Below are 25,739 nucleotides of genomic sequence, written 5' to 3'. Positions count from 1 at the left end.
CGCGTCTAGCGCCTCGGCGATGATCCGCCAATGCACCTCGATACTGAAGCCCTCGTCTGTGCCGCCATCGCCCACGGGGAGAATGGCGCGGTCGTGCGTTTCCTCACGGCGGAGGCCGGACTCGTCGCCGCTTATGTGCCGGGGGGACGCTCTCAGCGACTGCGCCCGGCGCTTGCGCCCGGCACGCGCGTGCGCCTGCGGCTCGATGGCCGCACGGAAACGCAGCTTGCGCGTGCAGGGGTAGAGATCGTGCGTTCGCGTGCCGCGCTCGCCTTCGATCCGCTGGCGCTGGCGCTCGTCGAGTGGCTGGCAGGCCTCGCCGCCACGCTGCTCCCTGAAGGCCACCCCTACCCGCGCGTCCACGAAACGTTCGAATCGGTGCTCGACCTCGCAGAGCTTCAGGATGATCCGCTCGTCACGCTCGCCGCGCTCGCGCGCTTCGAGTTGCTGTTTCTCGCCGAGTTGGGCTTCGGCCTCGATCTTTCCACCTGCGCCGCGACAGGTCAGACGGAAGATCTCGCCTTCGTGTCCCCGAAGACCGGCCGCGCGGTAAGCGCAGGTGCAGGTGCGCCTTATGCGGACCGCCTGTTCCGTCTGCCCGCCTTCATCGCCAACGGCGGCGCGGCAAGCGAGAACGACATCGCCGAGGCGCTGCGCATCGCCCGCCATTTCATCGAACGCGATCTCCTCTCCGGCCGCCGCGCGGCAAACCTCACCGCCGCACGCGACAGGATAGAAGCCCGGCTGAAACGGTAGGGCGTCAGCGGCAGCGGGGCTGTTCCGGCCGCCAGGGCGCGCGCCACTGGGCGGGGCTCAGCTGACACATTACCCTGACCAGCGAACCGACAATGCCTTCCACGAAGCCATAGAGGGCGGAGCGGTGCTCGGTCATCAGACGCATGTCGAATTCGTCACGCATTGCAAGTCTCCATGTTTCAATGCGTGGACTGTGCCCGTGCGCCGCCTCTGAAACCAACAAAACGATGGACGCCACTCATAAGCTGAACTTATAATAGAACTATGCGCCGCCTACCACCGCTTGCCGCCGTCCGCGTCTTTGAGGCTGCGGCACGTCACGGGCATTTTACACGCGCCGCCGAAGAGCTCGGCATGACGCAGGCGGCCGTCAGCTATCAGGTGCGTCTGCTTGAGGAGCGCGTTGGCCATAAGCTCTTCTTCCGAACCGGTGGCGGCGTGAGGCTCACCGATATCGGCGCACGCATCGCGCCTTTGCTGTCGGGCGCCTTCGACACGATGGAGGAGGCATTCCGCGCCGTGCGGCAGGAAACGGAAAGCGTGCTCACCATCTCGTGCACCGTCTCCATGGCGGCAAACTGGCTCGCGCCCCGGCTCGGCGCATTTCAGGTGACGCGGCCGTCGCTTGCCGTTCGCCTGCAGAGCCAGAACCAGCTCGTCGATTTCGCGCGCGAGGATGTCGACGTCGCATTGCGCCTCGGGCATGGCGATTGGCCGGGTCTCACGTCGCATTTCGTCATGCGCGACGCCCTCCGCGCCTTTGCCAGCCCCGCTTTTCTAGCCGCGCATCCACCGATCCGGAGCGTCGACGACCTGCTTCGCCTGCCGCGCATCAGCGCGGGCGACGAATGGTGGTCGGTCTGGCGCGGGTGTTTCGATGCCGCGCATATCGAAGATCGCCCCACGCCCGGACTTCGGCTCGATTCCCAGATCATGGAGATGCAAGCGATCATGGCGGGGCATGGCATCGGCCTGCTCAATCCGCTGTTCTGGACGCACGATATTGCCGCCGGACGGCTCGTCTCGGTTTTCGGGGAGACGGTGTTCGATCACCGCAGCTACTGGCTTGTCTATCCAGAGCACACCGGCACAAGGCCCAAGGTGAAGGCGTTCCGGGAATGGCTTCTCGCGGAGGCTGCGCGCGAGGCGGCAAGCGATCCGTTCGGCAACTACGAGTATCCCGCCGCACGCGCCTGACGGAAGGCTCGCATCGCTTCGTTCGGCCTGCTATCGCCCTCCCATGACCGAACTTCTCGACCCAGAATCGAATATCATCGAAGCACCTTTCGGCGACGCACTCGCCGATCGCTATCTGGTCTATGCGCTCTCCACGATTACCGCGCGCTCGCTGCCGGACGTCCGCGACGGTCTGAAACCTGTCCACCGGCGGCTCCTCTGGGCGATGCGGCTTTTGAAGCTCGATCCAGGTCAGGGTTACAAGAAGTGCGCGCGCGTCGTCGGCGACGTGATCGGTAAATACCATCCGCACGGCGACGTCGCTGTCTACGACGCGATGGTGCGCCTCGCACAGAGCTTTTCGCTGCGCTATCCGCTCGTCGACGGCCAAGGCAATTTCGGTAACATCGACGGCGATAACGCAGCCGCCTACCGCTACACCGAGGCACGGCTGACGCAGGTCGCCATCGATCTGATGGCCGGCCTCGACGAAGACGCCACCGACTTCCGCCCCACCTATAACGGCGAGGACGAAGAGCCGGAGGTGATGCCCGGCCTGTTCCCGAACCTGCTCGCGAACGGCGCCAGCGGCATTGCCGTCGGCATGGCCACCTCGATCCCCCCGCACAATGCCGCCGAACTCATCGACGCCGCCGTGCTCCTGATCGATCAGCCCGCGGCCGAGCTGGATCAGCTTCTCGAACATGTGAAAGGCCCCGATTTCCCCACCGGCGCACTCATCGTCGATGGCCCGGCCAGCATCCGCGAGGCCTATGCCACCGGCCGCGGCAGCTTCCGCGTCCGGGCGCGCTTTGCCGGGCGCGAAGACCCGTCAACCGGCAAGTGGGTGGTGGAGCCGGAAAAGCTCTCCGGCGGCACATGGCAGCTCATCGTCACCGAAATCCCTTATGGCGTGCAGAAGGGCAAGCTGATCGAGCAGATCGCGCAGCTCATCGCCGACAAGAAGCTGCCCATTCTCGAAGACGTGCGGGACGAGAGCGACGAGGCGATCCGCATCGTCATCGTTCCGAAGAGCCGCAACGTCGAGCCCGAGGTGCTGGTGGAGAGCCTTTACCGCCTCACCGAGCTTGAAACCCGCTTCTCGCTCAACCTCAACGTGCTCGATGCCGAGCGCACGCCGCGCGTGATGAGCCTGAAAGACGTGCTCACGCAGTGGCTCAGCCACCAGATCGACGTTCTCCTGCGCCGTTCGCGCCACCGGCTGGCGAAGATCGACGACCGCATGGAACTGCTCGACGGCTATCTGATCGCCTATCTCAATCTCGATCGCATCATCGAAATCATCCGTACCGAAGATGAACCGAAGGCGGTGATGATGGCTGAGTTCGAGCTCAATGACCGGCAGGCCGAAGCCATTCTCAACATGCGCCTGAGGAGCCTGCGCCGCCTTGAGGAAATGGAAATCCGCAAGGAGCGCGACAGTCTCGCCAAAGAGCGCGAAGGCCTCGTCGCGCTCATCGACAGCCCCGCGCGCCAGCGCACGCGCCTGAAGCGCGATCTCGCCGTGCTTCGCGAACGTTACGGATTTGAAACCGTGCTCGGCGCTCGCCGCACGCGGATAGAGGAGGCCTCTGCAACGCGTGAAATCCCGCTTGAAGCGATGATCGAGAAAGAACCGATCACCGTTGTCGTCTCGGCCAAGGGCTGGGCGCGCGCGATGAAAGGCCATCTCGACCTCAGCGACCCGGACGCGTTCAAGTTCAAGGAGGGCGACGGCCCCGCCTTCGCGTTCCAAGCGCAAACGACCGACAAGATCCTCATCGCCGCCGACAATGGCCGTTTCTACACCGTGGGCGCGGACAAACTCCCCGGCGGGCGCGGTTTCGGCGAGCCGCTCAGGCTCCTCGTCGATATCGAGGGCGACGCCGCGATCGCGACCGTTCTCCCGGCGCGCGCCGAAATGCGCGTACTGCTCGCATCCAGCGATGGGCGCGGCTTCATTGCCACGAATGAGGATCTGCTCGGCGAAACCCGCAAGGGGCGGCAAGTCGTGACGTTCAAGAAGGGCGCACGGCTGCACAGCATCCGGCCGATAGCGGCGACGGACGACCACCTCGCGCTCATCGGCGATAACCGCAAGCTGCTCATCGTGCCGATCGGAGAAATCCCGGTGATGGCGCGAGGTCAGGGCGTCGTGCTCCAGAAATACCGCGATGGCGGGCTTTCGGACGCCCTGCCCTTCCGCCTCGCGGACGGGCTTTCGTGGACGATGGGCGGCAAGGAAGGCCGCACCCGTAACGAAACGGACCTTGCCAACTGGCTCGGCGCGCGCGCGCAGGTCGGCCGCCTGCCGCCGATGGGTTTCCCGCGCAATAATCGGTTCGACTAATCCGAGTACGCATAAACAACGGCATATGAGAGAGTGGAAATAATCTGAGCACAACATCATAATCTGCGTATGCGGACATTCATCGTTTTATTTGCAATCGCTCTTCTTACACTCATCAGCGTGCTCTGGTGGAGATATTCACATTCATTTCCCAAGCCTTCTCAAGAGACGGTTCAACTTAACGCCGAAAAGCGGCGTGTACTGGTTAGTTTAAAGGACGAGAAGAAGTTTGAGCCGCACGATTATCCTCCGCTTGGCTATACGGGTATCGCGACGCCGGAAGATGGCGTCATCGCTCGGGCGGCCGTGAATGATGTCATTACCTCAATTCTCTCACGAGATAACGGGCCTATCGCAGCGACGACAGTGTCGAATTTGATTGGACGAGGTATGAAACGCGTTCGCTGGCTCGAAACAGAAGATCAAGAGCGGACGCTAAATTACATGGTCGAAATTTGGTATTTTCTTGGTTTTAAGGGTGCCACTGGACGGTTTGCATATGGAGCCGCGTTCCAAAGCCCTGAAGGCTATGGAGAGCCATTGCCGCCTGGATGGAAATCGCCCACAGAGCCACGCCTGATAGCTCACCATTGATTTGCTCAGAAGAAGCGCGTGCTGGTGAGTTCCGTGCCTCGCCAAACTCTTATTCAGCGCTGGCGTAAGCTGGACAAGCCCTCCCATGCTGGCAGCGATCGCATCGGGCACGCTTCAAACTTCCGCCTTGGCGGTTAACTTTATTTCGAAAGCATAACTGCGCTTTACGGCTCCTTAATTTCATGCGTGCCATTCCTTTCAAAACCGGTGCCGGCCTTCGCGTGATCTGAGGCCGGGAAACAGCCGGCAGAGTCGCGAGTGAAGGGAAAGATGCAGTCGAAACGCGCGATAGGAGCGGCAGGTTCGGCGGCAGATAATATCGGCGGCATTGAACCCGCAGCCGAGGCCGCCGCCGAAGCGATACTTCAAGGTGTCATCGATACGCTGCCCGTCGGTGTGCTCATCTTCCAGGCCGGCCGCGACGGCATTCCCGTGTGCCTGTCTTCCAACGCCACATTCGAAAGCTGGGCGCGCTATCCACACAATCAGGTGATCGGGCTCGGCCTCCCGCGCATCCGCCTTCTGAACGAGAATCCGCGTATCGGGGTCGCCGTGGAATCGCTGCTGCAGGATCCGCGCGGCGCCAAGCGGGAGATCGACTGGACCGTTTCGGAAAGCCCGCGACAGCGCCACCTTTCCGCACATATCTCGGCGCTGCCGCTGACAGGCGACGCCCCGGCCCGCGTTGTTATCGCGGTGCGCGACCGTACGCCGGAGATCCAGGCGGAGCGCAATCTCCGTCAGACGATGCTGAATGATGCGCTCACCGGCCTCCCCAACCGCGTTCTTTTCATCGAACAGCTCGAGGATGCTCTTGAAGGTCGCTTGAAATCGCACCTCGCGGTCGCGGTCATCAACGTTGACCGTTTCAAGCGCGTGAACGAGAATCTCGGCCACATCGTCGGCGACGAGCTTCTGGCGGCCATGGCGCGTCGCTTGCTGCCCTGCATCCGCGCCAACGATTGCCTCGCCCGCCTTTCCGGCGATGAGTTCGCCGTGCTCGTCAAGAACATCGACGCGCCCGAAGACACGATCCGCGTCGTCGAGCGCATCCAGAGCACGCTCAAATCGCCTTTCGTCATCACCGGCGGCGAGTGCTTCGTGTCGGCGAGCGTCGGCATCGCGACCACCTTCTCGTCCCGCCGCTATTCGGAAGACCTGATCCGCGATGCCGATTTTGCGCTCCATACCGCCAAATCGCGCGGGCGCGGCGGCATCGCCATCTACCAGTCGAGTGCGCACAGCGTCGCGCGCGACATGTTCCGCATCGAAGCCGATCTTCGGAAGGCAATCGACCGGAAGGAACTTGAACTCGCCTTCCAGCCCTATGTGAACCTCGCCGAGGGACGCCTGGGCGGTTTCGAGGCGCTCGCCCGCTGGAACCATCCCGAACGCGGCATGATTTCCCCGTCCGACTTCATCCCGATTGCCGAGGATTCAGGCCTCATCGTCCCGCTCGGACGCTGGGCGATCGAAACCGCGTGTATGCAGCTCGCAGACTGGCGCAAGCGATGCCCGAGCGCGATGGACCTCAACGTCGGCGTCAACGTTTCAGGGCTACAGCTCGCGCAGGACGACATCGTCGGCGCGGTCGAAGCCGCACTCGTCGCATCCGGCCTCCCCGGCGGTGCGCTGAAGGTCGAGCTCACCGAAAGCGCCATCGTCGAGAACCCGGAGTTGGCGCGTCAAATCTTCACCAAGCTGAAGCAGTTCGATATCAGCATCGCGATGGATGATTTCGGCACCGGCTATTCGTCACTCAGCTACCTGCAGCAGCTGCCGATCGACGTGCTGAAAATCGACCAGTCGTTCATCGCCGGAATGATGAAATCCGACGACAGCCACAAGATCGTCACCACGATCATTGCCCTCGCGCGCAATCTCGGCATGACGACCGTGGCCGAAGGCGTCGAGGAATATAGCCAAGCAGAACGTCTTCGTGCGCTCGGCTGCGACTCCGCGCAGGGCTTTTACTTCGCGCGGCCCATGGCGGCGAAGGAAGCCGAAGCGTTCATCAACAAGGGCGTTTGCGGTCCGTCAGGAGAGAGCGGCGTCGAGCAGAGCATCGATGCGCAAAGCATCGAGCGGGCATCCTGACGCCACCCAGTCGCGTTCGAAACGCTGAAGACGGCGGCTCACCTCCGGGCCGGGCGTCACGCCGCGGGCGATGATATCCTTGCCGCTCACCGGCATTGCCGGACGTTCCCAGCCCTCCAGTGCCGTCCACGCCGCGTGCCCCTCATCGCCGAGCAGCAGCAGGCGGTCGCGCGCTGTCTCTGCGCCGCTGAAATAGGCGGCCGAGTACGGATCACCCGGCAGTGCCGGGTCGGGAAGACCAAGCGCATCGAGCCGCGCCGTATCGCGCCGCGACAGCCGAAGCCGCGCGCCGAACGCGGTGCCCAGTCCTGCACGCTGCGGCAACAACGCGGCAAAGCGCCGGACCGCATCAGGCTCAGCACCCCATGCCGCCTCCCGCGCCGCGAGTGCCGCCAGGTTCTCAACCCGCTCTTCCACGATTTCCGGCAGCACCGGCTTCAGAACGCCGAGCGACAGCATGAGCCCGATCGTCTCCGCCGCGCGCGGGAGCACAAGTATACGAAATAGCTCCTCGCGAATGCGTTCGCGGGATAGCGCCATCAAATCGTTCGCGCGCGCCGCGCAGGCGGCAAGCCCTGCCGCATCCGGCTCCCCGCGCCCGAAGCGGCTGTGAAAGCGGAAGAAGCGCAGGATGCGCAGGTGATCTTCCGCGATACGCTGCAAAGGCTCCCCGATGAAGCGCACCCGCCCAGCTTCGAGGTCGTCTAGACCGCCGAACCAGTCGTCTATTTCACCGTCCGGCAGCCGGGCATAGAGCGCGTTGATCGTGAAATCGCGCCGCGCAGCGTCTTCACGCCAGTCAGCTGTATACTTTACGGTCGCGCGGCGCCCGTCGGTGGAAACGTCGCGGCGCAGGGTCGTGACCTCCATGATGAGGTCGGGGGTCACGGCTGTCACCGTGCCGTGCGCGATGCCGGTCGGCACCACCTGCACGCCCGCTGCCTCCAGCCGCTGCGTCACCTCCTGGGGCGAAAGCGCGGTCGCGAGATCGACGTCCGTCACCGGCAGCGCAAGCAGCGCATCGCGCACCGCACCGCCCACCAGCCGCGTCGTGCCGTTTTCGGCGTCGAGCGCGCGCAGCACGGTGCTACCCCCCGGCGTTTCCGCCCATGCCTGCGGCGGGAGCTTCATTGTGTCAGGATCCGCGCGAGGTTCACGACCATGCCCGCCGTTGCGCCCCAGATGTCGCCATCGCGCCAGGGAATCACATAGAAGGTGCGCTCCCGGCCCTTCCACTCGCCCGTGCGCCGCTCGTGCTTCGACGCATCGAGCACATAGTCGAGCGGCACCTCGAACAGACTTTCGACCTCCGCCTCATGCGGCGTGAGCGCAAGGTCCGGCGGGATGATGCCCACCACCGGCGTCACCCGGAACCCCGTGCCCGTCGCATAATCGTCGATCGGGGCGACGACCTCGACATGCACCGGAGGCAGCGCCGTTTCTTCCTCGGCCTCGCGCAGCGCCGCGCGCACCGCATCCTCGCCGGGATCGAGCCGACCGCCCGGAAAGGCGACCTGCCCGGCGTGGCGACGCATGTTGGCATTACGCTTGGTGAAGAGCAGCGTCGGCTCGCGGCGCGCAATCACCGGCACCAGCACCGCTGCGGGCGTCAGCGCGCCCAAAAGCTCCGTATCGAAATTGTCGATGTCATCCCCGAACTGCGGCAGATGGCCGGGAATGCGTTCGTAGCGGCGCAGGCGAGCGCGAATCCAGTCGAGATCGGGGCTCATGCGGCGTCCATCAGCGGGAAGTAAACGCCTTCGCTCCAAACGCCGGGCGGATCGCCGCCCTCGGCGATCGCGATATCGGCGAGTTCGTAATAGACGGGCCGCGCGATCCGCGCTTCCAGCCCACCGCGCACATGGAGGTACGGCGCGCCGTCCCGCAGCGAAATCCCATGCTCCGGCCCCGCGATCACGGGATCGCCGGTATTCAGCGTGAAACCGAGACGCCGCCCTTCCCGCTCGCCCTCGCTCTGCAGCGCAACCGCGATGAACGCCGCATCCTCCACAAGAATGTCGAGCTTTTCGGCGGGCGTCACGAGCACATGCCGCCCGTCCGCCTCGCGGCGCAGGATCGTGGAGAACAGCCGCACCATCTCCGGACGGGGAATCGGTGCATCCTGATGGAACCACGTTCCGTCCCGCGCGATCCGCATCTCGCTGTCGCCCGTGCGTTCCGGGTGCCAGCTTTCGACGGGCGGCAGCTTTTGCGCGGCGACCGCCTGCGCGATTTCCGAGAGCGAAGCCGGAAGGTCGAGGGTAGCACGTGTGTCGATCATCTCTTGCCACCCTTATCGCGCGCGGCGATGATTGTAACCCTGATCCCCCGACGTATTAGAGTGCCGTGAACACCGAACCCAAGCCCCCCATAGACGTCAAGCAGGCCGAAGCGCGTTTCGACGCGCTTGCCGCCGGCTTTGCAAACGCCCGCGCCGAAATCGGCCGCACCATCATCGGTCAGGAACACGTTATCGATCTGGCGCTCGTCGCGCTGCTCGCGGGCGGCCACGCGCTTGTCGTCGGCCTGCCCGGCCTTGCGAAAACGCGCCTGGTCAAGACGCTGGGCACCGTCCTCGGCCTCGATACACGCCGCATCCAGTTCACGCCCGATCTCGTCCCGTCGGACATTCTGGGCGCCGAAGTGCTCGAACAGTCGCGCGAGGGCGACCGCGCCTTCCGCTTCATCGAAGGCCCGGTGTTCACGCAGCTTTTGATGGCGGACGAGATCAACCGCGCCAGCCCGCGCACCCAGTCCGCGCTGCTGGAAGCGATGCAGGAGCGGCAGGTGAGTGTCGCGGGCGCCGCGCGCGCCCTGCCCCGCCCGTTCCATGTGCTCGCCACACAGAACCCGATCGAGCAGGAAGGCACCTATCCGCTCCCCGAAGCGCAGCTCGATCGTTTCCTGCTGCAAATCGACATCGATTTCCCCGCGCTCGCCGACGAACGCGCCATCCTTGTGGCCACCACGGGCGCGGATGAGCCTGTGCCGGAAGCCATGCTGAAAGCGACCGATCTGATCGAGGCGCAGACGCTGCTCACGCACATGCCTGTGCCCGAAGGCGTCGTCGATGCGATCCTCCGCGCCGTGCGCAGCCTGCGCCCCGGCCCCGAAAACCCCGGCCTGATGTGGGGACCGGGACCGCGCGGCGGTCAGGCGCTCATCACGGCGGCGCGCGCCCGCGCCTTCCTGCAAGGCCGCGCCGTACCGCTGCTGGAGGATGTGGCGGCGCTGCTCCAGCCCGCGCTCGGCCACCGCGTCCAGCTCGGCTTCGCGGCGCGCAGCGAAGGCCGCACCGTCGCCGAGCTCATTCGGACGATCGAATCCGGTCTGGAGTGAGCGCTCCCCTCGACGCCGAACGCATCGCGGCCATGCTCGGCCCGCTGCGCCTCACGCGTGCCCGCGCCCGCGCGGCGCGGCAAGGCGGCGCGCACCCTCGCCGCGCGGCGGGGCCAGGCTCGGAATTCTGGCAATACCGGATGCTGACCCCCGGCGAAGCGGCGGACAAGGTGGACTGGCGCCGCTCGGGCCGCAGCGACGCACTTTACGTACGCGAACGCGAGCGCGAAGACCCCGTGCGCCTCTGGCTCTGGTCGGACGCGAGCGCCTCGATGGACTACGCCTCCGACGAAACCCTGCCCCGGAAGAAAACGCTCGCGGATACGCTCGTGGCCGCGATCGGCCTGGCTGCGTATGAGGCCGGCGAAACCTGCTGCACTCCGCCTGATCCGCGCCCCTTGCGCGGGGATGCCCTGCTCGCGCCGCACGGGCACGGCGACGCGCCCACGCTCACGAATCCCGGCCCTGCCGACATCGTTCTCGCGGCGGGGGATTTCCTCAGCCCCGGCGCGCTCGACTGGATCGCCCCTGCAGCGACTGCGGGCGCGCAAGGTGTCGTCATCGCCGTCGCCGATCCCGCCGAGATCGCCTTCCCCTTCGCGGGCCGCGTGCATTTCGATGCGGTCGAGCCCGGCGACCGCCCGTTCGAGGCAGGCCGTGCCGAGGCGCTCAGCGATACCTATGCCGCCGCGTGGGACGCGCATCGCGCCCGGATCGCCGCCGTCTGTAACAGGCCCGGCTGGCTGCTCGTGGACGCGGTAACGAACGCCGACGCCGCAGCGCTCGCCGCGCGCATCGCAAGCTGGCTGCGCGAGGCGGCGTGATGGGGGGCGCTTTCAGCTTCGCCGTCCCGTGGCTGCTCGCCGCCGGCCTTGCATTGCCTTTCCTTTGGTTCCTGCTGCGCCGCCTGCCGCCCGCCGTCCGCCGCGTGCGCCTGCCTTCCATCGTGCTCCTCGGCGACGCGGAAATCCCGCCGCCGCCCGCCGCGACGCCGCCGTGGTGGCTGGTGCTGCTGAGGATCGGAATCGTCGCGCTGCTCCTCGTCGGCCTTGCCGGGCCCATTTGGAAGCCGACACCCGCCAGCGCGCCGCCCGCGCGGCTCGCGATTGTCGTCGATAACGGCTGGGCCGCCGCCTCGCAGTGGGACCGGCTCATCACGGCAGCTTCCGAACGCATCGATACGCTGCCGGCTACGACACGCTTCACGATCCTGCCCACGGCCTTCGCAGGCCCCAGCCCCGATGCCCACTGGGCGGACGCCCCCACCGCGAAGGCGCAGCTTGCCGCGCTCGCCCCGCTGCCGTGGCCTGCGGACCGCGCGCGCCGCGCAGCCATACTGCCGAAAGATGCTGCCTTCCTGTGGGTGGCGGACGGTATCGAGGATGCGGGCGCGCCCACCCTGCGCCGCGCGCTGGCCGGCGGCGAGCTTCTCGCCGTGCCGCCCGCCGAGCCCGCGATCCGTATCGCCGGGCGCACCAACGAAGGCTGGAGCGGACAGGTGATCGCACCCTCCGGCCTCCCCGCAACCGCGCTCGCTTTCCGCAGCCGGCGCGGCCAGACGCTGTCGAGCGAGCCGCTGAATTTCGAGAGCGATGTCGCCACCTTCCGCGTGCGTCTCGACGCCGCCGAGCGCGCGGACGTCAGCCGTCTCACCGTCGGCACCAGCGCGCAGGCGATTTACCTTGCAGACGGCAGCACGGCGCGCCCACGTGTCGTCGTGATCGAAGGCCCCTCGAGCGCGCCGCCGCTCGAATCGGGCGGCTATTACGTGCGCCGCGCACTCGAACCGCACGCGGAGATCAAAACCGCCACGCTTGAGACCGCCGCCGAAGACCCGGCCACGCTGTTCGTGCTCACCGACGTCGCCGCCGAGCCCGCCCAGGCCAAGCCGCTGCTGGAGCGCGTGGAGAAAGGCGCCGTCGTCATCCTCTTCGCCGGGCCGCGCATCGCGGAGAACGGCAGTGCGCTTTCGCCCGTGCCTTTGCGCGCGGGCGCACGCGCGCTCGGCGGCGTGCTTTCGTGGCAGCAGCCGCAGGCGATCGGCGGGTTCGAAGCCGCAGGCCCGCTGGCAGGCCTGCCGGTCCCCGAAGAAGCGCGCGTCTCCCGCCAGCTTCTTGCGGCATCGGACGCCGATGCGATGCGCTGGGCATGGCTTGCGGACGGCACCCCGATGGTCAGCGCGGTCCGGCGCGGCGCAGGGCTTCTCGTCCTCGTCCACACCGCCGCCGATCCTTCATGGTCCACGCTGCCTCTCAGCGGTCTTTTCGAAGCGATGATGCGCCGCCTGCTGCCGCTCGGCGCAAATCCCGCCTCCCTCGACATCGCGGGCGCAAAGCCCTGGGTGCTCGAACGTATGCTGGGTGCGCGCGGCGAATGGCAGGAACCCGCGCAGCCTGTCACCATTCCCGCTGCGGATTTCGATGCCGCCGTCGCGAGCGCCGCGACGCCGCCGGGCCTTTATCGCAGCGGCGATGCGCGGCGTGTCATCAACCTTGCCGGCGCGCTCGGGCCCGGCTTCAGCTTCACGCCGCTCTCCGCCGATGGCCTGCGCCCCGCCGCCGAGGCCGCGCCGCCCATCGATATCGGCGCATGGCTGATCCTCGCCGCCATCCTGCTCGCGCTTGTCGACATTCTCGTCGCGCTGCGTCTGCGCGGCGCGCTCGCAGCGCTGGCACCGGGCGCGGCTGCGCTGCTTTTTATCATCACCCCAAAACCGGCGGAAGCCGCCGACCTGCAGCTCGCCTACGTCCGCACGGGGAGCGCCGCGACCGACGCGGGCATCGCGCGCGGCCTCGAAACGCTCGGCCAGACGCTCACCCGCCGCACCTCCGTCTCACCCGGCAAGCCTGCCGCCGTCGATCCGGCGCGCGATCCGCTGGGCGCCTATCCGGTGCTTTACTGGCCCGCCCAGACCGTGCGCAGCATGACTCCGGCCACAGCGCTCCGCCTGCGCGCCTACATCGCCGCCGGCGGCCTCGTGCTCTTCGATTTCGGGCAGCCGCTCGGCGCGGGCAGCGGCGCGCGGGACCTGCTTGAGCCGCTGGGTCTCCCCGCGCTCAGCGAAGTGGGGAGCGAACACGTGCTCTCGCGCACCTTCTACCTGCTCCACAGCTACGCGGGCGGCGCTGTGTGGACGGAAACGGGCACCGAGGGCGGCGATGGCCGGGTTTCCGGCGTCGTCATCGGCGGCGGCAACTGGGCTTCGCTGTGGTCGGGTGATCGCGCGGTCAGCCCGTCGCAGCGCGAACAGGCCCTGCGCTTCGGCGTCAACCTCGTCATGTATGCGCTCACCGGCACCTACAAGGCCGATCAGGTCCACACCCGCGCGCTGCTCGATCGCATGGGCGGAAAGCAGCCGTGATCGAACGCGCGATCAGCTTCGCGCCGCTGCTGCCGTGGTGGGGCGTCATCCTCGTCGGCGTGCTTTTCGCGGCGGGACTCGGCATCGTGCTGTGGCGCGCGCCGCGCCTGTTCTGGCCGCGCGCGCTTATCGCGGCGATCCTGATGATGCTGCTGGCCAACCCCATATGGCTTCAGGAACGGCGCGCCGTGCGCCCGGACGTGGCTGTCGCCGTCGTCGATCGCTCGGCAAGCATGGGGATCGGAAACCGCAACCGCCAGGCGGATACCGCGCTCGCCGCGCTCCGGCGGGAGACGCCGGGCGTCGAGTGGCGCGTCGTCACCGTGCCGCAGGAACCCGGCGAACCGACACGCCTTGCCGCCGCGATCGAGCGCGCCGCATCGGAAGCGCCCGCCGGGCGTCTCGCCAGTGTCGTCGTGCTCAGCGACGGCATTTCAGCCGATGCGCCCGATCCGCGCCTGCTCCCTGCGGGCGTGCCGCTGCATCACCTGATCGCGGGCGATCCCGACACGCCCGATCGCCGCCTCATCGTCGAGCGGGTGCCGAGTTACAGCGTCGTCGGCCAGCCCGCCGAGGTCGTGATCCGCATCGACGACGGCCCGAACGCGCCGCGTGGCACTGCGGCGCTCACACAGCAGGTCGCGGGCGGGCGCACCACGGAGCGCGACGTGCCGACGGGCGAGCCGGTGCGCCTCTCGGTTCCCGTCACCCGGCGCGGCACGATCGAAATGGCGCTGTCGGTGGCGCCGCTTCCGGGCGGGGAGGCGACGCTCGTCAACAACCGCGCGCTGGTGCGGCTGAACGGCGTGACGGACCGGCTGCGCGTGCTGCTCGTCTCGGGCGTTCCCTATCCGGGCGGGCGCGTGTGGCGGGACATCCTCAAGAGCGATTCCAACATCGATCTCGTGCACTTCACGATCCTGCGCCTGCCGACCAGCTTCGACACGACACCGCCCGACGAGATGTCGCTGATCCCCTTCCCGGTCGAGGAGCTGTTCGAGCAGCATCTGGGCGACTTCGACCTCATCATTTTCGACCGTTTCAGCCTCTCGGAGCTGCTTTCGCCGATCTATTTCCAGGATCTCGGCGCGCGCGTGAAGGCGGGCGGCGGCCTGCTCGTCGTCACCGGCGAGGAGTTCGCGTCCGAAGGCGGGCTCGGCAACACCGATCTCGCGCCCGTGCTCCCCGCGCGCACTGCCGGGCCGGGCATCGCCGCGCCCTTCCGCCCGCTGCTGACGCCCACGGGCCGCCGCCATCCCGTCACGTCCGAACTTCCGAAGCTCTGGGGCGGCGATGCGTGGGGCCGCTGGGGCACGCAGAGCGACATGGCGCCGACGGCGGGCGAAGTGCTGATGTCGGGCGCTGGAGAGAAGCCGCTTGTCATGCTCGACCGCGTCGGGCGCGGGCGTGTCGGGCTCATCGCCTCCACGAACGTCTGGTGGTGGTCGCGCGGCGTCGACGGCGCCGGGCCGCATGCAGAGCTTCTCCGCCGCATCGCGCACTGGCTGATGCAGGAACCCGATCTCGACGAGAACCGCCTCGAAGCCACTGCAACTGGGCGCCGCATCGACATCACCGCGCACGGCCTCACCCCGCCCGAGGCCGCGATCCTCACCGATCCCGGCGACAATGATCGCGGCGTTCCACTCACAGCGCGCGGCGAAGGCATTACCGGCGCAAGCGTCACGGTCGGCGCGGACGGGCTCTACCGCGTCGCCGCCGGAGACCGCATCCGCTATGTCCTCGCAGGCGACAGCGCCGAGTTCGCAGAGGTCCGCCCCCGCGAAGCGCCCCTCGCCGCGCCCGTGAAAGCCTCGGGCGGCGGCAGCTACTGGCTACAGGACGGCGTCCCCAGGGTCCGCCGCGTCGCGCCGACCGATACGGCGGCGGGACCCCGCTGGCTCGGCCTCGTCGAGAACCGCAGCGGATCACTCGTCGCGGTCGACGAGAAGCCGCTCATCATGCCGCCGCTGGCGCTGCTGCTCGCCGCGGGCCTTTTCGTGCTGGCGTGGTGGCGCGAACGGCGCTGACCGCCTTGGCGGGCCGAAGCGTGCCCGCCGTGTTCAGCGCGAACCCCCGCGCCAGAAGCCGGTGCCGCTCCACCGGACCCGGCACCGCCCAGTCCGCCGTCGCCTCAGCCGAAAAGCCGAAGCGGCCGTAATATTCGGGATCGCCGATCAGCACGATCGCGCTCCGCCCCATCGCATCAGCCGCCGCGATCGCGGTTTCCATGAGTGCGGCGCCTATGCCCGTGCCCTGCAGACTCTTCGCGACCGCAACGGGGCCGAGCAGCGTCAGGGCATGAACGCCGTTCGCCGTTGCGAGTTCGATCGGCCAAAGCTGGATCGAACCGACGAGCACCCCGTCGGCGTCGAGCGCAACAAAGTTCAGCCCTTCAACAGTATGCACGCCCTCGCGCAGGCGATAGGCCGTGCGACCGTGCCGGTCGGAACCGAAAACGTCGTCGAGAAGCGCTTCAATGGCAGCGCCGTGCCGGGCGCTGGCGGGCACGATAATCATGTGCGGAACTTTCAAGCATTCGAGTGACAGGAGGATGAAGAATGGCCACGCGCCATCCGCGCCGCTTTCCCAGCGGCGTCTATCCTCGTCGTAGTCCTCGAACCTCGAAAGTCATCGGGAACCCTGTTCCTTGTTGCGGGTAGCGCGCATAGACGAGAACGTGGCCTCGTGCAATCAGGTTTACGAAACAGGGGAATCGACCATGAAGCTCTACGGCATGAACCGCGCACCCAATCCGCGCCGCGTCACCATCTTCCTCGCCGAAAAAGGCATCCCGATCGAAATCGAAGAGGTGAACGTCGCCGAGGGCGGAAACCGCACGCCCGAATATCTCGCGGTCAACCCGCGCGGCCTCATCCCCGCGCTGGTGCTGGACGACGGTACGGTGATCGACGAATCGATCGCGATCTGCCGCTATTTCGAGACGCTGCACCCCGAGCCCAACCTGATGGGCCGTGACGCGAAGGAATCCGCCGTCATCGAATGCTGGCAGCGCCGCATGGAGTTCGACGGGCTGGCGACCATCGCGTCGGTCTACCGCAACACGCAGCCGCTGTTCGCGAACCGCGCGCAGCCCGGCGGTGGGCCGGACACGGCGCAGATCCCGGAGCTTGCCGAACGCGGGCGGCTGCTGCTCCCCGGCTTCTTCGCGATGCTGAACACCCGCCTCGGCGAAAGCCCCTACATCGCCGGCGACCGCTACACGATCGCCGACATCACCGCGACGGTCGCGCTCGATTTCGCCCGCTGGATCAAGGCGCGCGTCCCGGAGGATCACACGAACACGCTACGCTGGCACGCCGAGGTGACGGATCGCCCGAGTTACGCAGCCGGATAGCAGAACGAAAAAGGCCGGAGCGTTCGCGCCCCGGCCTTTCAAAACTCCTCTGAAACCGCGCCCTAGTGGAGACGCCGATCCAGTTCGCTGATCGCGGCGTCGGTGAGCTTGGTCTTCGTCGCCTTGTCGGTTGTATCGGCGATGATGCGCGAGGCGGCGGCGGTCGCAAGCGTTGCGGCGCGGGCACGAAGTTCAGCTTCGGCGGCGCGCTCGGCAGCGCCGATCTTTGCTTCGGCCATCGCGGTACGGCGCGCGACCATCGTCTCGGCACTCTTCTGCGCGGCGGCGGTGATCTGCTCGGCTTCCTGCTTCGCATGGGCGATGATCGCAGCGGCGTCCTTTTCGCCCTGCGCCTCACGCGCCTTCGCTTCAGCGAGAAGCTTCTCGGCTTCCTCGCGCAGCGTCTTCGCTTCGGCGAGTTGCGCCTTCACCTGCGCGATACGGGCATCGAGCCCCTGCGCGATCAGCTTCGGCGCCTTCATTACGAAGATCGCGAGAAGGAAGAAGATCGTGATGCTGACGTAAACCCAGCCCTCGGCGTCGAGTCCGAGCATCACCGGATGCTCGTCGTGCGCAGCCTCGTGGGCAACGGTCGCGGTCGTCTGATCGGCCTCGCCTGCGCTCGGCGGCACATCGACGTTGGTCACATCACCGGCGGGAACTTGCATGGCGATTTCCTACGACAGGCTCGCGGCGACCGCGGCCCTGGCTTCCAGTTCGCCGGGGCGAACGCCGGTGAGGCGCTCGACGACATCGGCCGCTGCTTCGCTCGCAGCGGTCTCGATCTCGCCAAGAGCCTTGGCACGTGCATCGGAAATGCGGGCCTCCGCCGAAGCGAGACGCGCATTGAGTTCGGCATCGAGCTTGGCGAGCTTGGCTTCGTTTTCACGAACCGTGACCGCCTTCGCATCGGATACGACGCTCGTCGCGGCCTCGCGGGATTTGGCGAGAACCGCATCATAGGCATGGCCCGTGTTCGCGGCAGCCGTATGTGCCACTTCCGCCGCCGACAGATCGGCCGCGATCATGCTGGCACGTTCGTCGACGACCTTGCCGATCTTCGGCAGCGTCAGGCGGACGACGCCGAAGTAAAGGATGGCGAATGCGATCGCCAACCAGAACATCTGCGGCAGAAAATTTGACGGGTCGAATTGTGGCATGACTTACCCCGATGCGAATCCGGCTGAGTGATCAAAGGGGCACCGGCCAGCGCGAATGCCGCGCCGGCCCGAAGCCCCTGTCGATCAACCGAACGCGAGCGCGAGCGCGACGACGGCGGCGATGAGGCCGAGAGCCTCGGTCACCGCGAAGCCGAAGATCAGACGACCGCCGAGCTTGTCGGCAGCAGCCGGGTTGCGCAGCGCACCCTGCAGGAACTGGCCGAAGATCGTGCCCACGCCGATAGCGGCAATGCCCGCGCCGACAGCAGCGAGACCGGCACCGATGAGCTTGGCTGATGCGATATCCATGTTGAAACCCTTCCGTTGAACTGTAGTGGGATTGCGTGGAAACTAGTGAAGATTGACCGCGTCGTTCAGGTAGATCGACGTGAGCAGCGCGAAGACATAGGCCTGCACCACGGCGATCATCACTTCGAGCGCGGTAAGCGCGACGTTGACGCCGAGCGGCAGCAGGCCGAATACACCAAGGCTGACGACGAAGCCGCCAAACACTTTCAGAAGAACGTGGCCCGCAGTCATGTTCGCGAACAACCGGATCGCCAGTGTGAACGGCCGCGACAGGAACGAGACGAACTCGATCGCCGTCACCAGCGGAAGCAGCACGATCGGGCAGTCCTTGGGAATAAAGAGCGAGAAGAAGTGCAGCCCGTGGCGCGCGAAGCCGACACCGAGCACCACGAGGAAGACCAGCGCGGCAAGGCCGAAGGTCACCGCGATGTGGCTGGTCGGCGTGAAGGCGCCCACGAAGGGCAGCAGGCCCAGCAGGTTGCAGCCAAGCACGAAGATAAAGAGTGCGAACACCAGCGGAACGTACCTGCGGCCTTCCGGCCCGACGTTTTCCGCCAGCATGTTGCGGATGAATTCCTCAAGATACTCGACGGAAGCCTGCCAGCGCCCGGGAACGAGCTTCGGGGCAGCCGTGCCGATAAAGAGGAAACCCGCCACCGTGACGAGCGCGATCATCATCCACAGCGAAGAATTGGTGAACGAGACGTCATAGCCGCCAAGCTCAATCGGGCTGAGCGTTTTGATCTCGAACTGTTCCATCGGGTTCGCCATTGAACGCCCGCGCTCCTGAACCTTAGTTGTTGTCGTCCGGGTTGCCGTCGAAGTCGCCGCTCTTGCGCATCACCGTGCGCAGACCAGCACCAAAGCCGAGCAAAAAGAACAGGATCATTCCGTACGGCCCCGTTCCGAACCAGCCGTCGATCAGCCAGCCGAAAAAGGCACCCACGAGGATCGCACCGACGAATTCGATGGCGATCGACCAGCCCCTGTTCTCTTCCCGTTTCAGCCCGTCACGCTTCGGATTGGCACGTTCCTTGGCCTCGGCAAGTCGACGACCGAGGTCGTCGGGTTCGATGCGCCGGTCATCAGCCAACGATCATCTCCATGCCCTTGAGGACAGTTTGAACGGTCCACCCGAAACACATGCCGTTTCCGGCAAGCGACGAGACGCCGGAGCCGAAACCCCGAACGCGAGCGCACGTTTAGTGGCGGGTTTTCGCCAAGTCAACGCTCGCCGTGCCGCACTGCGGCATGGTGTCCACGGCAGCATGCCTACTCCGCCGCGAGCAGGGTTTCGGCGCGGCCAAGGTCCACGGAAACAAGCTGGCTGACGCCCTTCTCGCCCATGGTAACACCATAGAGGCGATGCATGCGGCTCATCGTGACGGCGTTGTGCGTCACGATAAGAAAGCGGGTGTCGGTCAGCGTCGTCATGCGGTCGAGAAGATCGCAGAAACGCTCGATATTGGCGTCGTCGAGCGGCGCGTCGACCTCGTCGAGAACGCAGATCGGCGCCGGATTCGTCAGGAACAAGCCGAAGATCAGCGCCACAGCCGTCAGCGCCTGCTCGCCGCCCGAAAGCAGCGTCAGCGATTGCAGCTTCTTGCCCGGGGGCTGCGCCATGATCTCGAGGCCCGCTTCGAGCGGATCATCCGATTCGATGAGTTCGAGGCGCGCTTCGCCGCCGCCGAAGAGGCTGGTGAAAAGATCACCGAAGTGGCGGTTCACCTCTTCGAACGCAGTCAGCAGCCGCGCGCGACCTTCGCGGTTCAGCGAGCCGATGCTGCCGCGCAGGCGGGCGATTGCGGTTTCCAGCTCCTCGCGCTCGGAGGTCGACGTTGTGAGTGTCGTCTCAATCTCTTCGAGCTCGACATCGGCGCGCAGGTTCACCGGCCCCATGCGCTCGCGCTCGCCGGTCAGGCGATCGAGCCCGGAATTCAGCGTTTCAGCGTCCTCCATGTTCTCGTCGCTGAATTCGAAGCGCTGGGGCAGCATCTGCGGCGAACACTGGAAACGCTCGACCGACAGGCGGTTGAGTTCGGTGCGCCGGTGCTCGCAGGTCTCGACGCGCACCTCGATACGTCCGCGCTCCTCGCGCAGGGTGGAAAGAATTTCTGTCGCCTCGCGCGCTTCGCCGTCGATCGTGCGAAGCCCGCCTTCGGCCTCGGCAAGCCGATCCGCCGCCGCTTTGCGCGCGGCCTCCGCATCGGCGAGATCCCCCGCAAGCCGTGCTTGCCGCTCGGCGATCGCCGCGGGCACGTCGGCGATTTCGGCGATCGTCGCATTTGCCGCGGCGATTCGAGCAGCAAGCTCCTCGCGCTGTGCCGCGCTGCCCGAAATGCGGCGTTCCCACGCCTCGCGCTCGGCCGTAATCGCATCGCGGCGCGCCGTATCACTCTGCAGACCGCGCTGGAGCGCAACATGCTCGGCGCGGGCCATCGCTAGATCGGAGCGATGTGCGTCGGCAGTGTTACGCGCTGCCGTCACCGCATCGGTCAGCCCTTCGGCGGCGGGCACATTGAGAAGTGCCGCTTCCAGTTCTTGCGTCTTCTCGCCGCACTCGGCGATCTGATCGTTCGCGCGCGTCACCGCGGCGGCGAACGCTTCGAGCTGCGCGGCGCGACGCTCCACCTCGCCCGCAAGCTGCGACATCACCTTCGCGGCGTCGGCGCGCGCAGCTTCCGCCCGGCGCAGCGCCTGACGCTCGCCGTCGATCGCGGACGCGGTTTCAGCCACGACCGCGCGCGCAGCGGCAAGTTCGGTATCGAGCGCTTCCACCGCCGCTTCGGCATCGGGCAGCAGTGCCACCACCTCGGCAAGGCGGTTGCGCTGCCGCAGTTTTTCTGCCGCAGCGCTACCGTCGCCCGCTTCGGTGCGGAAGCCATCCCAGCGGACCATACGCCCTTCGGTGGTCACCAGCCGTTGGCCGACCGAGAGCTTCGCCGCCAAACGGTCCAGCATCTCGTCGTCGACGACGCCGATCTGCGCGGCGCGACGTGCGAGTTCCTCGGGCGCCTCGATCACGTCGGAGAGCGGACGCGCGCCCGCGGGAAGTGCAGGGTCCCACTCGCCCTTCGTCGCCCCGCCCCACCGGCGTCCGCTTTCGCCGCCCACGGGGGCTGCTGTATCGTCGCCAAGCGAGGCCGCGAACGCCGCCTCGAAACCCTTCGTCACCCGCACGCGGTCGATCAGAGGCTCAGCATCGCCGCCGCGGCTCGCCGCCAGCGAACGTTCGAGCGACTGCCGCTCGCCGGTGAGCGCGGAGAGCGCGGCCTGCGCCTCGCCGCGCTTCGCCTGCGCCGCATCGCGTGCAGTCTCCGCCCCGGCGCGGCGCTCTTCCCCGGTCGCGATCGCTGCGGACGCGCGCTCGGCTTCGGCCTCCGCATCTTTCGCGCGCGCCTCGGCAGCGATCAGCCGCTCGCCCGCGTCATCGCCCTGCGCGGCGGCTGCCTGCGCGGCGAGCGTGCGCGTCTTTTCGGATTCGGCGCGCGCGATCTGCGAACGCAGCGTCGAAAGCTCAGCCTCGATCGCGCGGCGCTGGCCCTGCGCCTCGGCCTGCGCGGCGAGTGCATCGGCAAGCGTGCGCTGGTCAGTCTCCACAACCCCTTCAAGTTCGGTAATGCGCGCTTCCGCCGGGCCAAGCGCAGCCTGCGCCTCGGCGAGCCGCGCGGCGATGGCCGCGTCTTCCGCGGCAAGCCGTTCAAGCGCCGCGTGCGCGTCGTGATGCAGCGCATCCTCGCGCGCGATGTCGCGCTCCGCCGCCTCACGCCGCGCTTCGGCCTCGCGGCGGCGGCGCTCGACCTCGTTGAGTTCGGCGTTCAGCGAATCGCGAGACAGTTTCAGGCGCTGGAGGATCGCCGCTGCCTCGGCCTCGGCCTCGCGAAGCGGCGGCAGGTTCGCCGCGGCATCCGCCTGCCGCGCCGAGATGGCGGCGCCAAGGCGCGTGGCGTCCTCGATCTTGCCGCGCAGCGCCTCCGCCTCGGCCTTCGCGGCATTGGCGTCGGCATTCGCCTCGGCCGCCTTTGCATAGAGCAGCATCGCTTCGGCGATACGAATCTGTTCGGAGAGCTTCTTGTAGCGCTCGGCCTGACGCGCCTGTCGTTTCAGGTTGGCGGCCTGCGTGGATAGGCCCTGCAGCACATCGTCGAGGCGCGTGAGATTGGTTTCCGCCGCGCGCAGGCGCTGCTCGGCATCCTTGCGGCGCACGTGCAGACCCGAAATACCCGCCGCCTCTTCGAGCAGCAGGCGCCGGTCCTGCGGTTTCGCGGCGATGATCGCGCCGATGCGGCCCTGGCTGACGAGCGCGGGCGAATGCGCGCCGGTCGCCGCGTCGGCGAACAGCAGTTGCACATCCTTCTGGCGCACGTCGCGGCCGTTGACCCGGTATGCAGAGCCTAGACCGCGTTCGATGTGGCGAACAACTTCGAGATCGTCCGAATCGTTGAACTGCGCGGGCGCGCGGCGGCTCGAGTTGTCGAGGTGAAGCGTGACGTGCGCGGCATCGCGCGCCGGGCGACGGTCGGTGCCCGCGAAGATCACGTCTTCCATGCCGCCGCCGCGCATCGACTTCGCGCTCGATTCGCCCATCACCCAGCGGATGGCTTCAAGGAGGTTGGACTTGCCGCAGCCGTTCGGGCCGACGACGCCCGTCAGCCCGTCCTCGATCCTGAGTTCAACAGGATCGACGAAGGATTTGAATCCGGCGAGTCTAATCCGCCTGAAATGCACGCGCCCCCCGCTCTCTCACGCCCAAACGCTTCACGCTACTTGACGGCATCCTTCAGCAGCGGCTCGAGGTCCGCCCAGCTGTGCACGCCTTCGAGCGACTTGTCGTTCAGCACGAACGCGGGCGTGCCCGTCACCTTGTACTGCTCGACCGCCGTCTTGCGGATCGTCTCAAGCTGGGTGCGCTGGTTTTCGTCGGTGAGGCAGGCCTTGAACTTCGCTTCGGGAATCCCGCGCGCGCGCACGAAGCCGTCGAGCCCGCCGAGCTTCGCGTAGGTGACGACCTGATCGTCCGGCGACATCGATTGCAACGGCGCGGTCTGCGCCTCGGTCAGCTTGGTGAACGGCTCGATCCAGGTCTGCTGGTTCTTGAAGAAGGCGTCGGCCAGCCCGAAGAAGGCGCTCGGCCCCTGGCAGCGCGCAAGCATCGTCGCACCGTAGTCTGCCGGGTTCAGAACGAAGTTGCGAAATTCATAGAGCACCTTGCCTGTCGCGACATACTGGCCCTTGATCGTCGGCATCGCCATTTCGTGGAAATCGCGGCAGTGCGGGCAAGTGAGCGAAGCGAATTCGATGAGCTTCACCGGGGCGTCCGGATTGCCGATGCTGAAGCCGCCCTCAGGCGTCGCCTTCACGGTTTCCAGCCACTTGCCTTTTCCGGCGGGCGCAGCGGGCGAGGCAGCTGCCTTCGGTGCGCCGTCGGTTTTGCTCCCGGCAGCTTCAGATGATTCCTGGCCGCAGGCTGAAAGCACTGCGACGGCTCCAAACAAACACACGGCCTTGAAGCGCGCTTTTCTCAACATCTGGTAGTCCACCCTCAAAGAAACCCAAAACCTGCCACGGATGCGGGTGAAGCACTATGGCGAGGCCCGCATCCCAAGTCAAAGCCGATCAGCGCATTTGCAGCTAGCGAATAATGGGCAGTCCCTTCGTCCCGCTCATCTGCCGCGCAAGGTCTTCAAGGCTCTGCCGAAGCCCGTCGTCGGCGATGGCTTTCAGGCTGCCTGCCACGTCTTCCGGCACCTCGCCGGGGGTGTTCACGGCCTCGCCTTCAGGTGCGCGCTCCATGGCAAGCCCCTGCCGGATGGCGATGCGCGCGACGGCATCGTAGCCGAAAAAGCGGTTCACCCGCTCGATGATCTGCGGCGCGACGTGCTGGATCATCAGCGCGTGCGATCCGGTGGCGGAAAGGTTGAGCGTGCCGCCGCTGCGCTTGCCGTGCGGGAAGCTCAGCGATTCGGGCGTCGAATACCGGGCATAATCCGGCCCCACGATTTCGGGCCAACGCGCCACGACTGCGCTGTCGACAAAGCCGAAGCGGCGGAACGCCTTGCGCCCCACAAGCGGCACAAGCTCGGCCACCGACCGGCTTCCGCCCCTTCTGTCTCCCGGTTTCCTCATGGTGAAACCCATGCCATAGGCGCGCCATGCCCGCCAAGGAAATCGCCGCACCGCTGCTCGCGTGGTACGACCGCTCGCACCGCCGCCTGCCGTGGCGCGCGTCGCCCGGCGCCAATGCCGCAGATCCTTATCGGGTGTGGCTTTCGGAAATCATGCTCCAGCAAACGACCGTTGCAGCGGTCGTCCCCTATTTCGAGCATTTCACGAGGCGCTGGCCGACGGTGGAGGCCCTCGCGGCGGCCGAAGACGGAGACGTGCTCGCGGCATGGGCGGGCCTTGGCTACTACGCCCGCGCGCGCAATCTCCTCGCTTGCGCACGTGCCGTGGCGAGCGATCACGGCGGCCGCTTCCCATCCAATGAGGAGGCTCTTCTCCGCCTCCCCGGCATCGGCGCCTACACGGCGGCGGCAATCACGGCGATCGCCTACGGCGAACGGGCCGTCGTTGTGGACGGGAATGTCGAGCGCGTCGTCGCGCGGCTGTTCGCGGTTGAAGAGCCGCTACCCGGCGCAAAGCCGACGCTTCGCGCGCTTGCCGATACGATCACCCCCACCGCCCGCGCAGGCGATTTCGCGCAGGCGATGATGGACCTCGGCGCCACGGTCTGCCGTCCCCGCTCTCCCGATTGCCTCGTCTGCCCCATCGCAGAATCCTGCGATGGGGCACGCCGCGGCATCGCCGATCTGCTCCCGCAAAAGGCGCGGAAAGCACCACGCCCCGTACGCTACGCCAATGTCTATGTGCTGCGCGACGGCGGCGAAATTCTGCTGGTGCGGCGCCCGCCGCGCGGGCTTCTCGGCGGGATGCTCGGGCTGCCGATGAGCGAGATCGCCGACGCCCCGATGGACCGCGCCGCACATCCCGGCGCCCCTGCCCCCACCCGCTGGTTACGCGGCGAAGGGCGCGTGACCCATGTTTTCACGCATTTCGAGTTGCATCTGACCGTGTTTTCGGGCGATTTATCGGGCTTGACGAGACCAGCGGGGGATTGGCGTGCGGCAGATGAGTCTGTCGCGCGGGATTTGCCGACGCTGTTTCGTAAAGCATTGGACTTTGCGGCCTACATAGGCGATTTTTAGCCGTTGTGAGCGGCGTACGCCTGATCGGAGTGAA

At 66.8% G+C, this 25,739-nt stretch carries 24 protein-coding genes; 11 read left to right on the top strand and 13 right to left on the bottom strand.

The genetic code is table 11. The features are described 5' to 3' along the window. The first annotated feature begins 30 nt into the window (after positions 1-30). Positions 31-756, top strand: a complete 726-nt coding sequence (gene recO, locus DFR51_RS06230; RefSeq protein WP_121048115.1) for a DNA repair protein RecO — start codon at positions 31-33, stop codon at positions 754-756. A 4-nt stretch (positions 757-760) separates the two neighbouring features. Here the strand turns inward: recO and DFR51_RS18945 are convergent, their stop codons facing one another. Then, positions 761-919, bottom strand: coding sequence for a hypothetical protein (locus DFR51_RS18945; RefSeq protein WP_160119194.1), 159 nt, complete (start codon positions 917-919; stop codon positions 761-763). Between the two features lie 101 nt (positions 920-1,020). Here DFR51_RS18945 and DFR51_RS06225 point away from each other — a divergent pair, with 101 nt between their 5' ends. From DFR51_RS06225 to DFR51_RS06210, 4 genes are all read left to right on the top strand, one after another. Then, positions 1,021-1,953: a LysR substrate-binding domain-containing protein gene (locus tag DFR51_RS06225; RefSeq protein ID WP_121048114.1), complete on the top strand. Its 933-nt coding sequence runs from the start codon at positions 1,021-1,023 to the stop codon at positions 1,951-1,953. A gap of 43 nt (positions 1,954-1,996) precedes the next feature. Beyond that, positions 1,997-4,282: a DNA topoisomerase IV subunit A gene (parC, locus tag DFR51_RS06220; protein ID WP_121048113.1), complete on the top strand. Its 2,286-nt coding sequence runs from the start codon at positions 1,997-1,999 to the stop codon at positions 4,280-4,282. A gap of 69 nt (positions 4,283-4,351) precedes the next feature. After that, on the top strand, positions 4,352-4,876 hold the full coding sequence (locus DFR51_RS06215; RefSeq protein ID WP_121048112.1) for a DUF4844 domain-containing protein: 525 nt from the start codon (positions 4,352-4,354) through the stop codon (positions 4,874-4,876). Positions 4,877-5,146: 270 nt separating this feature from the next. Next, positions 5,147-6,973 carry a putative bifunctional diguanylate cyclase/phosphodiesterase gene (locus DFR51_RS06210; RefSeq protein ID WP_147423396.1) on the top strand — a complete coding sequence of 609 codons (1,827 nt, stop codon included), beginning with the start codon at positions 5,147-5,149 and terminating at the stop codon, positions 6,971-6,973. Here the strand turns inward: DFR51_RS06210 and DFR51_RS06205 are convergent. From DFR51_RS06205 to DFR51_RS06195, 3 genes are read right to left on the bottom strand one after another with little or no spacing between them, the layout of a single operon-like run. Further along, complete coding sequence (locus DFR51_RS06205; RefSeq protein ID WP_121048110.1) at positions 6,914-8,104, bottom strand: CCA tRNA nucleotidyltransferase; 1,191 nt, start codon at positions 8,102-8,104, stop codon at positions 6,914-6,916. The two genes, DFR51_RS06210 and DFR51_RS06205, sit on opposite strands and share 60 nt — an antisense overlap. Beyond that, entirely contained in the window at positions 8,101-8,703 is a 603-nt protein-coding gene (locus DFR51_RS06200) for a CoA pyrophosphatase (protein WP_121048109.1), read from the bottom strand. The genes DFR51_RS06205 and DFR51_RS06200 overlap by 4 nt, the downstream gene beginning before the upstream one ends. Further along, on the bottom strand, positions 8,700-9,254 hold the full coding sequence (locus tag DFR51_RS06195) for a DUF1285 domain-containing protein (RefSeq protein ID WP_121048108.1): 555 nt from the start codon (positions 9,252-9,254) through the stop codon (positions 8,700-8,702). The genes DFR51_RS06200 and DFR51_RS06195 overlap by 4 nt, the downstream gene beginning before the upstream one ends. 65 nt (positions 9,255-9,319) lie before the next feature. Here DFR51_RS06195 and DFR51_RS06190 point away from each other — a divergent pair, with 65 nt between their 5' ends. Genes DFR51_RS06190 through DFR51_RS06175 form a run of 4 tightly spaced genes read left to right on the top strand, consistent with a single transcriptional unit; the run spans position 9,320 to position 15,703 of the window. Then, positions 9,320-10,312: an AAA family ATPase gene (locus DFR51_RS06190; protein ID WP_121048107.1), complete on the top strand. Its 993-nt coding sequence runs from the start codon at positions 9,320-9,322 to the stop codon at positions 10,310-10,312. Next, positions 10,309-11,136: a DUF58 domain-containing protein gene (locus DFR51_RS06185; protein WP_121048106.1), complete on the top strand. Its 828-nt coding sequence runs from the start codon at positions 10,309-10,311 to the stop codon at positions 11,134-11,136. Before DFR51_RS06190 ends, DFR51_RS06185 begins: the two co-directional genes overlap by 4 nt. Then, complete coding sequence (locus DFR51_RS06180) at positions 11,136-13,673, top strand: DUF4159 domain-containing protein (protein WP_121048105.1); 2,538 nt, start codon at positions 11,136-11,138, stop codon at positions 13,671-13,673. Before DFR51_RS06185 ends, DFR51_RS06180 begins: the two co-directional genes overlap by 1 nt. Beyond that, complete coding sequence (locus DFR51_RS06175; RefSeq protein WP_121048104.1) at positions 13,670-15,703, top strand: hypothetical protein; 2,034 nt, start codon at positions 13,670-13,672, stop codon at positions 15,701-15,703. The genes DFR51_RS06180 and DFR51_RS06175 overlap by 4 nt, the downstream gene beginning before the upstream one ends. Here the strand turns inward: DFR51_RS06175 and DFR51_RS06170 are convergent. Continuing rightward, positions 15,633-16,193, bottom strand: a complete 561-nt coding sequence (locus tag DFR51_RS06170; RefSeq protein WP_121048103.1) for a GNAT family N-acetyltransferase — start codon at positions 16,191-16,193, stop codon at positions 15,633-15,635. The genes DFR51_RS06175 and DFR51_RS06170 overlap by 71 nt on opposite strands. 202 nt (positions 16,194-16,395) lie before the next feature. Between DFR51_RS06170 and DFR51_RS06165 the strand changes: the two genes are divergently transcribed. After that, complete coding sequence (locus tag DFR51_RS06165) at positions 16,396-17,031, top strand: glutathione S-transferase family protein (RefSeq protein WP_121048102.1); 636 nt, start codon at positions 16,396-16,398, stop codon at positions 17,029-17,031. A gap of 62 nt (positions 17,032-17,093) precedes the next feature. Here DFR51_RS06165 and DFR51_RS06160 read toward each other — a convergent pair whose 3' ends face one another. The 8 genes from DFR51_RS06160 to DFR51_RS06125 all read right to left on the bottom strand — a co-directional run bounded on the left by DFR51_RS06160 (position 17,094) and on the right by DFR51_RS06125 (position 24,587). Continuing rightward, positions 17,094-17,699 (bottom strand): F0F1 ATP synthase subunit B family protein, encoded by a 606-nt coding sequence (locus DFR51_RS06160; protein ID WP_121048101.1) that lies wholly within the window; start codon positions 17,697-17,699, stop codon positions 17,094-17,096. A 9-nt stretch (positions 17,700-17,708) separates the two neighbouring features. Then, positions 17,709-18,191, bottom strand: a complete 483-nt coding sequence (locus DFR51_RS06155) for a F0F1 ATP synthase subunit B family protein (RefSeq protein WP_121048100.1) — start codon at positions 18,189-18,191, stop codon at positions 17,709-17,711. An 84-nt stretch (positions 18,192-18,275) separates the two neighbouring features. Beyond that, the gene (locus DFR51_RS06150) at positions 18,276-18,500 is read right to left on the bottom strand and encodes a F0F1 ATP synthase subunit C (RefSeq protein WP_121048099.1); all 225 of its coding nucleotides are present in this window, start codon (positions 18,498-18,500) and stop codon (positions 18,276-18,278) included. Between the two features lie 42 nt (positions 18,501-18,542). Beyond that, entirely contained in the window at positions 18,543-19,271 is a 729-nt protein-coding gene (locus DFR51_RS06145; RefSeq protein WP_121048098.1) for a F0F1 ATP synthase subunit A, read from the bottom strand. A 22-nt stretch (positions 19,272-19,293) separates the two neighbouring features. Continuing rightward, positions 19,294-19,593: an AtpZ/AtpI family protein gene (locus tag DFR51_RS06140; RefSeq protein WP_121048097.1), complete on the bottom strand. Its 300-nt coding sequence runs from the start codon at positions 19,591-19,593 to the stop codon at positions 19,294-19,296. Between the two features lie 179 nt (positions 19,594-19,772). Then, entirely contained in the window at positions 19,773-23,228 is a 3,456-nt protein-coding gene (locus DFR51_RS06135) for a chromosome segregation SMC family protein (RefSeq protein ID WP_121048096.1), read from the bottom strand. Between the two features lie 35 nt (positions 23,229-23,263). Beyond that, positions 23,264-24,028: a DsbA family protein gene (locus tag DFR51_RS06130; protein WP_121048095.1), complete on the bottom strand. Its 765-nt coding sequence runs from the start codon at positions 24,026-24,028 to the stop codon at positions 23,264-23,266. Between the two features lie 103 nt (positions 24,029-24,131). Beyond that, positions 24,132-24,587 carry a DUF721 domain-containing protein gene (locus DFR51_RS06125; protein WP_243445398.1) on the bottom strand — a complete coding sequence of 152 codons (456 nt, stop codon included), beginning with the start codon at positions 24,585-24,587 and terminating at the stop codon, positions 24,132-24,134. A gap of 65 nt (positions 24,588-24,652) precedes the next feature. On the opposite strand from DFR51_RS06125, the gene mutY reads away from it, so the two are divergent. Then, positions 24,653-25,705 (top strand): A/G-specific adenine glycosylase, encoded by a 1,053-nt coding sequence (gene mutY, locus DFR51_RS06120; protein WP_121048093.1) that lies wholly within the window; start codon positions 24,653-24,655, stop codon positions 25,703-25,705. The last annotated feature ends 34 nt before the right edge of the window (positions 25,706-25,739 follow it).

Source organism: Sphingosinicella microcystinivorans, from assembly GCF_003634215.1.
Lineage (GTDB): Bacteria > Pseudomonadota > Alphaproteobacteria > Sphingomonadales > Sphingomonadaceae > Sphingosinicella > Sphingosinicella microcystinivorans.
This window is presented reverse-complemented; position numbering and strand designations above follow the sequence as displayed.